The sequence below is a fragment of the Streptomyces sp. NPDC094034 genome (assembly GCF_040303865.1).
In the GTDB taxonomy this organism is placed as follows: domain Bacteria; phylum Actinomycetota; class Actinomycetes; order Streptomycetales; family Streptomycetaceae; genus Streptomyces.
In genome coordinates this window covers 24,762-38,422 of the sequence record NZ_JBEOUD010000008.1, presented here as the reverse complement: position 1 = coordinate 38,422, position 13,661 = coordinate 24,762, and the positions used below count along the sequence as shown (strand labels likewise).

Here is a 13,661-nt window from a genome sequence, read left to right as displayed (position 1 = left end):
CATGGACGGAGAGTTCGCCACGAACACCGACGCGACCGCTCGCTGGTCTCTGGTCGTTCCCCTCAAACCGCTCCGGCTGGCCAAGAGCAGGCTCGCGGGGGCGGCGGGCGACGCCCTGCGTCCGCGGCTCGCCCTGGCGTTCGCGCAGGACACCGTGGCAGCCGCGCTGGCCAGCCCGGTGGTCCGGGATGTGGTGGTCGTCACGGACGATCCGACGGCGAGCGCGGAACTGGCCGAGCTGGGGGCGCGCATCGTGCCGGACGCCCCGGCGAATGGTCTCAACGCGGCGCTGGCACATGGCGCGCGGGCCGTCAGGGCGGTCAGGCCACGGGCAGCCGTGGCGGCGCTCAACGCGGATCTGCCGGCACTGCGGCCCGCGGAACTGGCGCGGGTGCTCTCCGCCGCGGAGGAATTTCCGCGCGCCTTTCTCGCGGATGCCGCCGAAATCGGTACGACATTGCTCACGGCCGCGCCCGGTGCCGAATTGAATCCGGCTTTCGGCGGTCCCTCCCGGCATCGGCATTTGTCCTCGGGCGCGGTGGAAATAGTCCTGACCGGGGTGGATTCCGTACGACGGGACGTGGACACGGGCGATGATCTGCGGGCGGCGGCGGCACTGGGCCTGGGCCCGTACACGGCCCGCGGGTACGCACCGCACGGCCCGCTGCCCGCTCCCCGGCCGGGGAGCTGAGGACGGCCTCCGCGGGCCCCGGAGGACCGCTACGCTGCGGTTATGCAGGCGACCTCGTACACCTACGATTCCGAGACCCGCGCCGGGAGTGTGCTGCTGGACGACGGCACCCCGGTGGAATTCGACGCGGCCGCCTTCGACGCCGGCGGACTGCGGCTGCTGCGGCCAGGACAGCGCGTCCGGATCGAGACCGAGGGCGAGGGCGCGTCCCTCAGGATCACGCTGGTGACGCTCCAGACGCTCTGACGGCCGCACGCCGCCCCAGCGCCTTCCCGTACCGCGTACCCCGTACAACGCCGCGGGCCGGGCTCCCCGAGGGGAGCCCGGCCCGGCGCGTGTGGCCCTGTGCCGCTTGCTGCCTACTTCTTCCTGGCGGCGGTCTTCTTCGCGGTGGTGGTGCGCGCGGTGGCCTTTCGCGCGGGGGCCTTCTTGGCCGTCGCCTTCTTGGCCGGCGCGGTCTTCTTCGCCGTGGCCTTCTTGGCCGCCGCCGTCTTGGCGGTCTTCTTCGCGGGCGTGGCCTTCTTCGCCGTGGCCTTCTTGGCGGCGGTCTTCTTGACCGCCGTCTTCTTGGCCGCGGTGACCTTCTTGACCGCGGTCTTGCGGGCCGCCGCGGTCTTGGCGGTGGCCTTCTTGGCCGCGGCCTTCACGGTCGTACGGGCGGAAACACCGCCCGAGAGGCTGCCCTTGGGTGCCTTCTTGACGGCCACATCGTTCTTCGGGAGCTTCTTCGAGCCGCTGACCAGGTCCTTGAAACCCTGCCCCGCGCGGAACCGCGGCACGGAGGTCTTCTTGACCCGGACGCGCTCACCGGTCTGCGGGTTACGGGCGTAACGGGCCGGGCGGTCGACTTTCTCGAACGAACCGAATCCGGTGACCGAGACCCGGTCTCCCGCGACCACCGCGCGGACGATCGCGTCGAGAACCGCGTCCACCGCGTCCGCGGCCTGCTGACGGCCGCCGACCTTGTCCGCAATCGCTTCTACGAGCTGCGCCTTGTTCACGTCTTCCCCTTCGGAGACATTGCCAGAACGAAAGTGTTCAAGCTTTTTCGCACGTTAGGCAGATATATACCGCAAATCAAACACGAAACGGGCTAATCACCCTAGTGCCGCAACGAAGTCGACCTGGCGGAGATCCGCGGAGGTCAGTCGCCTTCCGGAAATCGACCCTCGTCCAGGTCCTTCATCAAGCGGTCCAGACGACGTGCCGCTTCCGGGAGGTCATGTTTCGCCGCGGCCGTGATGACCAGCAGCTTCCGGGAGAGCGCCATCCGTACGCCATCCGGGACTTGCAGTGCACGCACCCTCGCGTGCGCTTCTTTGAGTTGTTCGGCGACTAACCCGTAGAGCTTGAGTTGGCTGTCGCGTTCCATGCACCGATTGTGCCATCTGGGGCGAGTTGTCGCCCGACGGGGGCTCAACAAGCAACTGCACCCCCTGCCAGGAGGCAGGGGGTGCAGTAGGGGAAAAGCGCTGCTCAGGCGGTAATTGTGCGCGGTTTGAAGGACGGCCTGGCGGCCTCGTAGGCGGCGATGTCCGCTTCGTTCTGAAGGGTGAGACTGATGTCGTCGAGCCCGTTCAGCAACCTCCAGCGGGCGTTCTCGTCAAGCTCGAAATCAGCCGTCAGCGTTGCTCCGTCGGGGGAGGTCGCCCGCACCTGGCGCTGCTCCAGGTCCACGGCGACCTCCGTCGTGGGGTCGCTCTCCGCGATCGCCCAGAGGGCGTCCACGACCGGCTGCTCCAGAACCACGGTCAGCAGACCGTTCTTGAGCGAGTTGCCGCGGAAGATATCGGCGAACCGGGACGAGATGACGGCCTTGAAACCGAAGTTCTGCAGGGCCCATACGGCGTGTTCACGGGACGATCCGGTACCGAAGTCCGGTCCCGCGACCAGCACCGTCGCCCCCGCGTACGCGGGGCGGTTGAGCACGAACTCGGGGTCCTTGCGCCAGGCCTCGAAGAGCCCGTCCTCGAAGCCGTCGCGGGTGACCTTCTTGAGCCAGTGGGCGGGGATGATCTGGTCGGTGTCCACGTTGCTGCGGCGCAGCGGTACGGCCCGGCCGGTGTGGGTGGTGAAGGCTTCCATGGTTATCGCGCTCCAGCGGGCGTACGGGCGCCGGCATCGGTGTCGGACAGATCGGCGGGCGAGGCCAGATGCCCCAGCACGGCGGTGGCGGCGGCGACCTGGGGAGAGACCAGGTGGGTACGGCCGCCCTTGCCCTGCCGGCCCTCGAAGTTGCGGTTGGAGGTGGACGCGGAGCGCTCACCGGGGGCGAGTTGGTCGGGGTTCATGCCCAGACACATCGAGCAGCCCGCGTGCCGCCACTCCGCTCCCGCGGCGGTGAAGACCTTGTCCAGGCCCTCTTCGACGGCCTGGAGGGCGACCCGTACCGAACCGGGGACCACCAGCATCCGTACGCCGTCGGCGACTTTGCGGCCTTCGAGCAGCGAGGCCGCCGAGCGCAGGTCCTCGATACGGCCGTTGGTGCAGGAGCCCACGAAGACGGTGTCGACCGTGATGTCGCGCAGCGCCTGCCCTGCGGTCAACCCCATGTATTCCAGGGCCTTTTCGGCGGCGTGGCGCTCCGAGGCGTCCTCGTACGAAGCCGGGTCGGGGACGTTGGCGGAGAGCGGGGCCCCCTGGCCGGGGTTGGTGCCCCAGGTGACGAACGGGGCCAGTTCCGCGGCGTCGATGAAGACCTCGGCGTCGAAGACCGCGTCGTCGTCGGTGCGCAGCGTCCGCCAGTAGGCGACCGCGGCGTCCCAGTCCGCGCCCTCGGGGGCGTGGTCCCGGCCCTTGAGATAGCCGAAGGTGGTCTCGTCGGGGGCGATCATGCCCGCCCTGGCCCCGGCCTCGATGGACATGTTGCAGATGGTCATCCGCGCTTCCATCGAGAGCTTCTCGATGGCGGAGCCCCGGTATTCGAGGATGTAGCCCTGGCCGCCGCCGGTGCCGATCCTGGCGATGATCGCGAGGATCAGGTCCTTGGCGGTGACCTCGGCGGGCAGTTCGCCCTCGACCGTGATCGCCATGGTCTTGGGCCGGGCGAGCGGCAGCGTCTGGGTGGCCAGGACATGCTCGACCTGGCTGGTGCCGATGCCGAACGCCAGCGCGCCGAAGGCGCCGTGGGTGGAGGTGTGGCTGTCACCGCAGACCACGGTGGTGCCGGGCTGGGTGAGCCCCAGCTGCGGCCCCACGACATGGACGACGCCCTGCTCGACATCGCCGAGCGGGTGCAGCCGTACGCCGAAGTCGGCGCAGTTCTTGCGCAGCGTCTCCAACTGGACTCGGGAAACGGGGTCCGCGATGGGCTTGTCGATGTCGAGGGTCGGGGTGTTGTGGTCCTCGGTCGCGATGGTGAGGTCGAGCCGCCGGACCTTGCGCTCGCTCTTGCGGAGGCCGTCGAAGGCCTGGGGGCTGGTCACCTCGTGCAGCAGGTGCAGATCGATGAAGAGGAGGTCGGGCTCGCCCTCTGCGCGCCGGACGACATGATCGTCCCAGACCTTCTCCGCGAGTGTCCTACCCATCGCTTTCCCTCCGACCGGCTCTCACAGCCGGCGCTCCTAGAGATATGTGGGCCCACGCCCGCGCCCCCGCGCACCGGACGTCGACTGGAGACCCGTCGGTCCGCGGGCCCGTCCATACAGGTTCGCAAGTTCCCTGGGAAATTGAACTTGCGTTTCACAGAGTGAGACGAGAATATCGTTTCATGGACAACTCTAGCGGCGTCGGCGTTCTCGACAAGGCTGCTCTGGTACTGAGCGCCCTGGAGTCCGGTCCGGCCACCCTCGCCGGACTGGTCGCGGCGACCGGGCTCGCACGGCCCACGGCCCACAGACTGGCCGTGGCACTGGAACATCACCGGCTGGTGGCGAGGGACATGCAGGGCCGGTTCATTCTCGGCCCGCGGCTTGCCGAGCTGGCCGCCGCGGCCGGCGAGGACCGTCTGCTGGCCACGGCCGGGCCCGTGCTCACACATCTGCGGGACATGACCGGCGAGAGCGCGCAGCTCTACCGGCGCCAGGGCGACATGCGGATATGCGTGGCGGCGGCGGAGCGGCTCTCCGGACTGCGGGACACGGTCCCGGTCGGTTCCACGCTCACGATGAAAGCGGGCTCCTCGGCCCAGATCCTGATGGCCTGGGAGGAGCCCGAGCGGCTGCATCGCGGTCTCCAGGGGGCCAGGTTCACCGCGACGGCGCTCTCGGGCGTACGGCGCAGGGGCTGGGCCCAGTCGATCGGCGAGCGCGAGCCGGGCGTGGCCTCGGTCTCCGCGCCGGTACGGGGGCCTTCCAACCGCGTGGTCGCGGCGGTCTCGGTATCCGGACCGATCGAGCGGCTCACCAGGCACCCGGGCCGGATGCACGCCCAGGCCGTGATAGACGCGGCGGGCCGGTTGAGCGAGGCCCTGCGCCGCAGCGGCTGATCCCGCCCCTCCCGCCGGCTCTCGGCGTACTCACCGTGACGTACGTTCCACTGCCCGCTTCCACCGGCAGGCCGCTCCAGCGTCGCAGCGGCCGGGCCGGTATCGCCGTATGCGAGCGGCGTATGCGAGTGGCGGCAGCGGAGTCCAACAGGCCCTTCGACAGCGGCGGTTGACGGCGTGGTGGCAGCGGCGGCGAACAGCGAGAAGGCCCTCCCGTGAACGGAAGGGCCTTTCCGTACTGCTGTTGTACCCCCGACCGGATTCGAACCGGCGCTACTGCCGTGAGAGGGCAGCGTGCTAGGCCGCTACACAACGGGGGCATGGACCGAAGTCCAGCTGGGCTACCAGGACTCGAACCTAGAACAACGGAACCAGAAACCGTCGTGTTGCCAATTACACCATAGCCCATAGGTGGTTTAGACCAGTACCCCCGACCGGATTCGAACCGGCGCTACTGCCGTGAGAGGGCAGCGTGCTAGGCCGCTACACAACGGGGGCCCTAGCGATCCTGCATCGACGTATCCGGGTGCGACCCGAAGACATCGGAGAGAAGGATCTGTACCCCCGACCGGATTCGAACCGGCGCTACTGCCGTGAGAGGGCAGCGTGCTAGGCCGCTACACAACGGGGGCGTTGCAGACAACATCTGCGCTGGGCTACCAGGACTCGAACCTAGACTAACGGAACCAGAAACCGTCGTGCTGCCAATTACACCATAGCCCACCAAAACTGAACCCCCATGCGGGGGTTTGTCTGGCTTGCGTCTCCCGGTCGAACCTTTCGGTTTTCCCGGGCGGCGCAGGAAGAACATTACCCGATCGCGGACAGCGCTCCAAAACGGGTATCGCCCCGCAGCAGGCCGGGAAGCTGGCCGAGATCGGTGATCCGTATCAGCTCGGGACGCCCGCCGAGGCCGCCCCGGTCCAGCCAGACGCCGGCGAGCCCCGCGGCCGTCGCGCCGCCCGCGTCGATGTCCGGTTCATTGCCCACGTAGGCCACCTCCCCGGGGTCCAGCGCCAGCGCGTCACAGGCGGCGTGGAAGGCCGCGGCGTCGGGCTTGGCCACCCCCAGCTCGGCCGCGCACAGCACGGTCTCGAAGTGGTCCCGTACCCCCAGGACACGGAGCTTGCGGTCCTGGTTGCGGAGGCTGGAGTTGGACAGGACGGCCTGCCGGTAGTCGGCGGCCAGCCCGTCGAGCACGGCGAGACTGTCGGGGAACAGCGACCAGGCGGACTCGAAGTGAACGATGTACCGCTCGAACCAGGCGTCCGCCTCCGCGTCGCTCAGCTCGGCCCCGAGGAACATCCGCACGCGGTCGCGCCGCTGCCCCTGGAAGTCCGTCTCCCCCGCGGCGAACCGGTCCCAGTTCAGATCGGTGATCTCCCGCCAACGCCCGAGGGCCCGGTCGACCGTGGGAAATCGGTCGGCCAGGCCCTCGGCCGCGAGATGGGTCCGCATGCCGGCGCGGTCCGCGCTGGTGTAGTCGAAGAGAGTGTCGTCGATGTCCCAGAGGACGGCACGTATCGGCATGACTCCGACAGTACCCCGCGACGACTCTCAGGACGTCAGCTTCGCCAGCGCCGTGTCGATCCGGGACAGGGTGCGCTCGCGGCCCAGGATCTCCAGGGACTCGAAGAGCGGCAGGCCCACCGTGCGGCCCGTGACCGCGACGCGGACCGGCGCCTGGGCCTTGCCCAGCTTGAGGCCGTGCTCCTCGCCCGCCGCGAGCACCGCGTTCTTGAGCGCCTCGGCGTTCCACTCCGCCTCGGCGATCTTCGTACGGGCCGTGGCCAGCAGCGCGTCCGCGCCCGGCTTCATCGCCTTCGTCCAGGACGCCTCGTCCTCCACGGGCGCGTCGAGGAAGAGGAAGTCGACATTGGCGGTGATGTCCGAGAGCACCGTGACCCGGGTCTGCGCCAGCGGGGCGAGTGCCTCGAAGGCCGTGGCGTCGAAGGACTCCGGCGCCCAGGGGGCGTGCGGGGCCTTCAGCCAGGGACCGCATGCCTCGATGAACGTCTTCACGTCCAGCAGCCGGATGTGGTCGGCGTTGATCGCCTCGGCCTTCTTCAGGTCGAAGCGGGCCGGATTGGCGTTGACGTCCGCGATGTCGAACGCGGCGACCATCTCGTCCATCGTGAAGATGTCGCGGTCCGCGGCGAGCGACCAGCCCAGCAGCGAGAGGTAGTTGAGCAGCCCCTCGGGCAGGAAGCCGCGCTCGCGGTAGAGGTTGAGGGACGCCTGCGGGTCGCGCTTGGAGAGCTTCTTGTTGCCCTCGCCCATGACATACGGGAGGTGCCCGAACGCCGGGATCTCCTTCGCGATGCCCAGCTCGATCAGCGCCTTGTAGAGCGCGATCTGGCGCGGGGTGGAGGAGAGCAGGTCCTCGCCGCGCAGTACGTGGGTGATCTCCATCAGCGCGTCGTCGACCGGGTTGACGAGCGTGTAGAGCGGGGCGCCGTTGGCCCGCACGATGCCGTAGTCCGGGACGTTCTCCGGGGTGAAGGTCAGCTCACCGCGGACCAGGTCCGTGAAGGTGATCGGCCCGTCGGGCATCCGAAAGCGGACGATGGAGGTCCGGCCCTCGGCCTCGTACGCCGCCTTCCGCTCCGCGGTCAGATCGCGGCAGTGGCCGTCGTACCCGGAGGGCCGGCCGGCCGCGCGGGCAGCCTCGCGCCGCGCTTCGAGTTCCTCGGTGGTGCAGTAGCAGTGGTACGCGTGGCCCGCGGCGAGCAGCTTCTCCGCGGTGTCGCGGTAGAGGTCCATCCGCTGCGACTGGCGGTAGGGCGCGTGCGGCCCGCCGATCTCGGGCCCCTCGTCCCAGTCGAGCCCCAGCCAGCGCATCGAGTCGAGCAGCTGCGCGTAGGACTCCTCGGAGTCGCGCGCCGCGTCGGTGTCCTCGATGCGGAAGACCATGGTGCCGCCGCTGTGGCGGGCGAACGCCCAGTTGAACAGGGCGGTGCGGACCAGTCCCACATGGGGGTTACCGGTCGGCGAGGGACAGAAACGTACACGGACGGGTCCGTTAGCCACGCTTGATCACCTTGTTGGTGAGAGTGCCGATGCCTTCGATGGTGACGGCGACCTCGTCGCCGACGCTGAGGGGGCCGACCCCGGCGGGGGTGCCCGTGAGGATGACGTCGCCCGGGAGCAGCGTCATGGCCTCGGTGATGTGGACGATCACGTCCTCGATGGAGCGGATCATGTCGCTCGTCCGGCCCAGTTGGCGCTGCTCGCCGTTGACCGTGCACTGAAGGGTGAGGTCGGAGGGGTCGAGGTCGGTCTCCACCCAGGGCCCGAGCGGGCACGAGGTGTCGAAGCCCTTGGCGCGTGACCACTGGTTCTCACCGCGCTGGGCGTCCCGGGCCGTGACGTCGTTGGCACAGGTGTAGCCGAAGATGACGTCCTTCACGCGCTCGCGGGGCACCTCACGGCACATCCGGCCGATGACGACGGCGAGTTCGGCCTCGTAGTGGACCTCCCGCGAGAAGGAGGGGTACTCGATGGCGTCGCCGGTGCCGATCAGCGCGGTGGTCGGCTTGAGGAAGACGACGGGCACTTCCGTTACGGCGTTGCCCAGTTCGGCCGCGTGATCGGCGTAGTTGCGGCCGATGCCCAGGATCTTGTTGCCGATCACGGGCGGCAGGAGGCGGACCTTGCTCAGCGGGACCTTGGTGCCGGAGAGCTCGAAGTCGGCGTACGGAATGCCCTTGATGATGTCGAGGACGAGGCCGGCGGGGTCGCCGCTGCCGTCGCCCTCGACCGCGCCGAAGGCGACATTGCCGTCGATGGAGAATCTGGCGATGCGCACGGGTTGCTGTCGCCCCTCACTCTTGCTGGCTGGTCTGGAGACTGACAGTCCAGGCTAGACGAGAGGAGGGGGGAGGTGGATCAGCCGGATTCGGGCCCGGCGGGAACCTACTGGGCGACGGGCGCGTCCATGAGGGTCGTACGGCGGGGGTTGGCGGTCCGGTTCGGCAGCTCGACGGAGTGCTCCGGCTGCTCCACGGGGACCAGTTCCTCGGCGTCCTTCAGATGCGCCAGCGTGGTGCGCCGGGGGTTGGCGGTGGTGCGGAAGATCATCGTCGTCTTCATCTCTGCTGTCAGACCCTGTCGGTAGTACGGGCGCCGGGGGCGCCACTTGTCGGATATGCCATCCCTGTAAAGCGTCAGGCTAAACACCCGATTCCCCGCCGGAGCGGGGATCCATCGGCGATCACCGTGTGAGTTTGCTCACGACTCGCCGGGCATTTCCCGCATTACGGGCAGAGCTTGATGATCGAGGAAACGGACAATGCGTTACTGAACGTTACATTCCGCTCCTGATCATGAGGACTGGGACACCCCCCACCCGTAGGGAGCTCGTCAATAAAAGTCCCTTTCCTCCGCGAACCCTTCCTACGGCTTGTGATGCGCCGCTCACACCGTGTCATTCACGTCACAGGGGCCCCGTCGGCCCTTGTTGGAGATCCTGCACTGTGCTGGAATTCCCCCCACCGCCGCGGGTTTCAAGTACCGGCGCGCAAGGGCGCAACGCAGCGCCGAGTGGCGGTGGGGAAGGGGAGCAAGCGCCGGTCACTCACGACCACCATGGGGAGCGTTCAGCGCCCCACGACGCCGACACCGTCCCGCCGCTCGCGGGGGGACGCCTGGTCCAGAGGTTGCGACGCTAGTGCAGGGACGTTTCAAGAGGGATAGCAGCGCTGCGGCGGAGCAGGAGTCCCGTGGCGGAACCGACCGCGGCTCCTCGCCCCAGCACACCCAGAACCCGGGCCCGGCACCGTCGGGCGAGACCGGCGGCCGTGCCGGACGCCCCGGGACCGCGCCGGGCGGCGCCGGGTCCCCGGTCACGCCCCAGTCAGCGCCCAAGGCGGCGGCGCCGACTGACGCGGGGTCACGAATAGCGCTGCGCAACTGGCGCATCAGTACGCGCCTGGTGGCGCTCCTCACCCTCCCCGTGGTGGCGGCCACCACCCTGGGCGGGCTCCGGATCAACGAGTCGCTGAACGACATGCAGCAGCTGGAGCACATGCAGCTGCTCACCAAGATGACCAAGGAGGCGACCAGCCTGGCCGCCGCGCTCCAGTTGGAGCGTGACGAGTCGGCGGGTCCGCTCAACAACGGCGTCAACCCCAAGGACTTCAAGGTCCAGGACCGCCGTACGGCGACCGACCGGGCGAAGAAGGCGTTCCTCGGTGCCACGGTCGACATCGGGAACACCGATGGCGATCAGGCGCTGGAGAGCATCCGTTCCAACGTCAACCAGATCGCCACCCAGGTCAACAAGATCAGCGAAATCCGCGAGGGCGCCTACACGTCGGACGCGGACTCGCTGACGGTCGACGCGTACAGCGGACTGATCGACTCGCTGCTGAGCCTCTCGCAGGACATGGCGCAGGCGACCAGCAACCCGGACATGATCAAGCGGACCCGCGCGCTGGCCGCGTTCTCGTCCGCCAAGGAGTACGCGTCGATCCAGCGGGCGATCATCGCCGCCGCGCTGCCGGCCAGCCCGAAGACCAAGGGCAAGCTCACCGAGAACGACCGTCTCTACGGTCTGGCCGCGGCGACCAAGGAGAAGAACGCCCTCACCTCCTTCAGCCGGCTGTACGAGTCGATGGGCGGCGACGCCGAAGAGCTGATGGCTCCGCTCAACGGCCAGGGCAACCCGGAGATCCAGGCGTCCGAGAAGTACGCGGACCGCGTCCTCGCCACCACCGACGGGCTCGCGGCACAGCCCAGCCGCTCGTATCTGGACTGGACGGACCAGGCGTCCACCCGGATCGACGCGATGAAGACCATCGAGGCCACGCTGCTGGGCGAGATGGAGGGCAAGGCCCGCGAGCTGCGCACCAGTTCGCAGCAGGACGCGATCATCAACGCCGCCGTGATCCTGCTGGTGCTCGGGGTCTCGCTGGTCGGCGCCTTCGTGGTGGCCCGCTCCATGATCCGCTCGCTGCGCCGGCTCCAGGACACCGCGACGCGCGTCGCCCAGGAGCGGCTGCCCGAGCTGGTCAAGCAGCTCTCCGACTCGGACCCGCAGGATGTCGACACCTCGGTCGAGTCGGTCGGTGTGCACTCCAAGGACGAGATCGGAAAGGTCGCCGCGGCCTTCGACGACGTGCACCGCGAGGCGGTCAGGCTCGCCGCCGAGCAGGCCCTCCTGCGAGGCAACGTCAACGCGATGTTCACCAACCTCTCGCGCCGCAGCCAGGGCCTCATCCAGCGCCAGCTGTCCCTCATCTCCGAGCTGGAGTCCCGCGAGGCCGACCCGGACCAGCTCTCCTCGCTCTTCAAGCTCGACCACCTCGCGACCCGTATGCGCCGTAACGGTGAGAACCTCCTCGTCCTCGCGGGCGAGGAGCCGGGCCGCCGCTGGACCCGCCCCGTCCCGCTGGTCGACGTGCTCCGTGCCGCCGCCTCCGAGGTGGAGCAGTACGAGCGCATCGAACTGTCCTCGGTGCCCACCTCCGAGGTCGCCGGCCGGGTCGTCAACGACCTCGTGCACCTCCTCGCCGAGCTGCTGGAGAACGCCACCTCGTTCTCCAGCCCGCAGACGAAGGTCCGGGTCACCGGTCACGCGCTGCCCGACGGGCGGGTGCTCGTCGAGATCCACGACACCGGTATCGGCCTCTCGCCCGAGGACCTCGCGGCGATCAACGAGCGGCTCGCCTCGCCGCCCACCGTGGATGTCTCGGTCTCGCGCCGCATGGGTCTGTTCGTGGTCGGCCGGCTCTCCCTGCGCCACGGCATCCGGATTCAGCTGCGCCCCTCCGACTCGGGCGGTACGACCGCGCTGGTCATGCTGCCGGTCGATGTCGCCCACGGCGGCAAGAAGGGCCAGGTGGGCCGGCCGGGCGCGGGCGTCGGTCCCGGTGGCCAGAACGGCGCGGGCCAGGCTCCGGCCGGTACGGGCGGCCAGTTGGCCGGTGCCCCCGGTGCGGCCGGTGGCAACCGCCCCGGTGTCAGTGCCGGATCCGGCGGCGGGCTGCTCGGCGCGGGTGCGCCGCGCGGCCAGGTGAACGCCGGTACGGGACCGCGCGCCGCGCTGCCGTCCCGCGACGGAGGCCAGGGCGGCTCCCAGGGCGGTGGATCGCGCGATCCGCAGCGTCAGGGTTCCGGTCAGCCCAGTGTCTTCAGCCAGAACGCCTTCGGCGCACCGCCCCAGAACGGACCCGGCCAGGGTGGTCAGGGACAAGGACAGGGCGGCCAGGGCCAGGGACAGGGCCGTACGGAGGACCGTACCGGCGCGCAGAACGGCCCGAACACCGGTCAGGACCAGGGGGTCAGGGCAGGCCAGGGCGGTCAGAACGGCTTCAGCGGCCACGCCCAGAACGCCTTCCAGCAGGGTCCCCAGGGTGGCGCCCCCGACCGCGGCCGGCAGCTCCCGCCGCCCGGCGGACCGCGCGCCGAACTGCCAGGCGGCAACCCGGGGTCCCAGGCCCAGCGCCCGCAGACGACGAGTTGGGGCAGCGAGCAGCAGGCGCTCCCGCCGCGTGCCTCGCTGGACGCCCCGCGCGGACACGAGGAGCACGACTCGGGGGGCCAGTTCGCCCGGCCGACGGCCGAGCAGCAGGGCCCGGGCTCCACGTCGGAGTTCCAGCGGCCGGACTTCAACGGGCCCCGCCCCGACCAGAACCCGGCGCAGCGCGGTGGCCCGCAGGATGCCGCCGCCACGGCCGCGTTCCCGCGACCGGACTTCAACGCGCCGGCCCCCGCGGGTTACGGCTCCGGGGAGTACGGCGTACCGCAGGGCCAGAACGCGCAGTCCGACTTCCGCCCGCAGGCGGAGTACCCGTCGGCGCAGTACCCGCCGTCGGAGTACAGCGCTCCGCAGCAGGGCTTCAACGCCCCGCGGCCCCCGGCACCCGCGCCGGCGCCCGGTTCCGAGGGCGGCTACCGGCGGCCGAGCCTGCCGCCGCAGCCCCAGCAGGAGGCACTGCCCCCGGCCGGTCCCGGTGATGGCCGTACCCCGCTGTACGACACCCTGGAGACCAACTGGTTCCATGGCGCGCAGCAGGGTGGCGGGCAGCAGCCGGGGGACCGCGGTCCTGCCGAGCGTTCTCCCATGCCGCCCGAGCAGCAGCGCGAGCCGATGCCGCGGCGCGAGCCCGCCAACGGTTCGGGGCCGGGCGGTCAGGGCACCAACGGCTCGGGATTCCAGACGTCCGGTACGAATGGTTCCGGTTTCGGCGCCTCGGGGAACGGTTCCAGCGCCCATGGCGTCGGCGTCACGTCCTCCTGGCGTACATCGCCCAACGACGAGCTGGTACGCCAGGCCGAGCGGGTCAAAAAGCCCCAGGCCGGCGGCATCACCACCTCCGGTCTGCCCCGCCGGGTCCCGCGTGCCAATCTGGTGCCGGGGACCGCGCAGGAACAGAACAACCAGGCCGGTCCGCAGGTCTCGCGTGCGCCGGCTGACGTACGCGGCCGGCTGACCAATCTCCGTCGGGGTATTCAGCAGGGTCGTCAGGCGGGCAACACCGGCCCGGCGAACAACGGCTTCAACCTCGGCACCTCTCACCAGCAGGAGCGTTAGTTGAGTCC

At 69.7% G+C, this 13,661-nt stretch carries 12 protein-coding genes and 5 tRNA genes; 4 read left to right on the top strand and 13 right to left on the bottom strand.

The annotated features are described in order from the left end of the window. The first annotated feature begins 1 nt into the window (after nucleotide 1). Nucleotides 2-691 (top strand): 2-phospho-L-lactate guanylyltransferase, encoded by a 690-nt coding sequence (gene cofC / locus ABTZ59_RS10120; protein ID WP_351393624.1) that lies wholly within the window; start codon nucleotides 2-4, stop codon nucleotides 689-691. 42 nt (nucleotides 692-733) lie between these two features. Further along, nucleotides 734-937 carry a hypothetical protein gene (locus tag ABTZ59_RS10115; RefSeq protein ID WP_249953755.1) on the top strand — a complete coding sequence of 68 codons (204 nt, stop codon included), beginning with the start codon at nucleotides 734-736 and terminating at the stop codon, nucleotides 935-937. 113 nt (nucleotides 938-1,050) lie between these two features. Here ABTZ59_RS10115 and ABTZ59_RS10110 read toward each other — a convergent pair whose 3' ends face one another. The 4 genes from ABTZ59_RS10110 to leuC all read right to left on the bottom strand — a co-directional run bounded on the left by ABTZ59_RS10110 (nucleotide 1,051) and on the right by leuC (nucleotide 4,218). After that, nucleotides 1,051-1,692 (bottom strand): HU family DNA-binding protein, encoded by a 642-nt coding sequence (locus ABTZ59_RS10110; protein WP_249953756.1) that lies wholly within the window; start codon nucleotides 1,690-1,692, stop codon nucleotides 1,051-1,053. A 143-nt stretch (nucleotides 1,693-1,835) separates the two neighbouring features. Then, complete coding sequence (locus tag ABTZ59_RS10105; RefSeq protein WP_351393619.1) at nucleotides 1,836-2,063, bottom strand: SCO5555 family protein; 228 nt, start codon at nucleotides 2,061-2,063, stop codon at nucleotides 1,836-1,838. A gap of 104 nt (nucleotides 2,064-2,167) precedes the next feature. Further along, nucleotides 2,168-2,776, bottom strand: a complete 609-nt coding sequence (gene leuD / locus ABTZ59_RS10100; RefSeq protein WP_351393616.1) for a 3-isopropylmalate dehydratase small subunit — start codon at nucleotides 2,774-2,776, stop codon at nucleotides 2,168-2,170. Nucleotides 2,777-2,778: 2 nt separating this feature from the next. Further along, complete coding sequence (leuC, locus tag ABTZ59_RS10095; protein ID WP_351393613.1) at nucleotides 2,779-4,218, bottom strand: 3-isopropylmalate dehydratase large subunit; 1,440 nt, start codon at nucleotides 4,216-4,218, stop codon at nucleotides 2,779-2,781. 182 nt (nucleotides 4,219-4,400) lie between these two features. Here leuC and ndgR point away from each other — a divergent pair, with 182 nt between their 5' ends. Continuing rightward, nucleotides 4,401-5,117 (top strand): IclR family transcriptional regulator NdgR, encoded by a 717-nt coding sequence (gene ndgR / locus ABTZ59_RS10090; protein WP_030351789.1) that lies wholly within the window; start codon nucleotides 4,401-4,403, stop codon nucleotides 5,115-5,117. Between the two features lie 247 nt (nucleotides 5,118-5,364). Here the strand turns inward: ndgR and ABTZ59_RS10085 are convergent. The 9 genes from ABTZ59_RS10085 to ABTZ59_RS10045 form a co-directional block, all read right to left on the bottom strand. After that, nucleotides 5,365-5,437, bottom strand: a tRNA-Glu gene (locus ABTZ59_RS10085). A 16-nt stretch (nucleotides 5,438-5,453) separates the two neighbouring features. Continuing rightward, nucleotides 5,454-5,525, bottom strand: a tRNA-Gln gene (locus tag ABTZ59_RS10080). Nucleotides 5,526-5,542: 17 nt separating this feature from the next. Further along, nucleotides 5,543-5,615, bottom strand: a tRNA-Glu gene (locus tag ABTZ59_RS10075). Nucleotides 5,616-5,676: 61 nt separating this feature from the next. After that, nucleotides 5,677-5,749: transfer RNA gene (locus ABTZ59_RS10070), tRNA-Glu, on the bottom strand. A gap of 19 nt (nucleotides 5,750-5,768) precedes the next feature. After that, nucleotides 5,769-5,840, bottom strand: a tRNA-Gln gene (locus ABTZ59_RS10065). An 87-nt stretch (nucleotides 5,841-5,927) separates the two neighbouring features. Next, entirely contained in the window at nucleotides 5,928-6,647 is a 720-nt protein-coding gene (locus ABTZ59_RS10060) for an HAD family hydrolase (RefSeq protein ID WP_351393609.1), read from the bottom strand. A gap of 27 nt (nucleotides 6,648-6,674) precedes the next feature. Then, on the bottom strand, nucleotides 6,675-8,147 hold the full coding sequence (gltX, locus tag ABTZ59_RS10055; protein ID WP_351393607.1) for a glutamate--tRNA ligase: 1,473 nt from the start codon (nucleotides 8,145-8,147) through the stop codon (nucleotides 6,675-6,677). Continuing rightward, entirely contained in the window at nucleotides 8,140-8,925 is a 786-nt protein-coding gene (locus tag ABTZ59_RS10050) for a fumarylacetoacetate hydrolase family protein (protein WP_351393604.1), read from the bottom strand. Before ABTZ59_RS10050 ends, gltX begins: the two co-directional genes overlap by 8 nt. Before the next feature lie 107 nt (nucleotides 8,926-9,032). Next, the gene (locus ABTZ59_RS10045) at nucleotides 9,033-9,209 is read right to left on the bottom strand and encodes a hypothetical protein (protein ID WP_351393601.1); all 177 of its coding nucleotides are present in this window, start codon (nucleotides 9,207-9,209) and stop codon (nucleotides 9,033-9,035) included. A gap of 577 nt (nucleotides 9,210-9,786) precedes the next feature. Between ABTZ59_RS10045 and ABTZ59_RS10040 the strand changes: the two genes are divergently transcribed. Further along, nucleotides 9,787-13,653 (top strand): nitrate- and nitrite sensing domain-containing protein, encoded by a 3,867-nt coding sequence (locus ABTZ59_RS10040; RefSeq protein WP_351393598.1) that lies wholly within the window; start codon nucleotides 9,787-9,789, stop codon nucleotides 13,651-13,653. The last annotated feature ends 8 nt before the right edge of the window (nucleotides 13,654-13,661 follow it).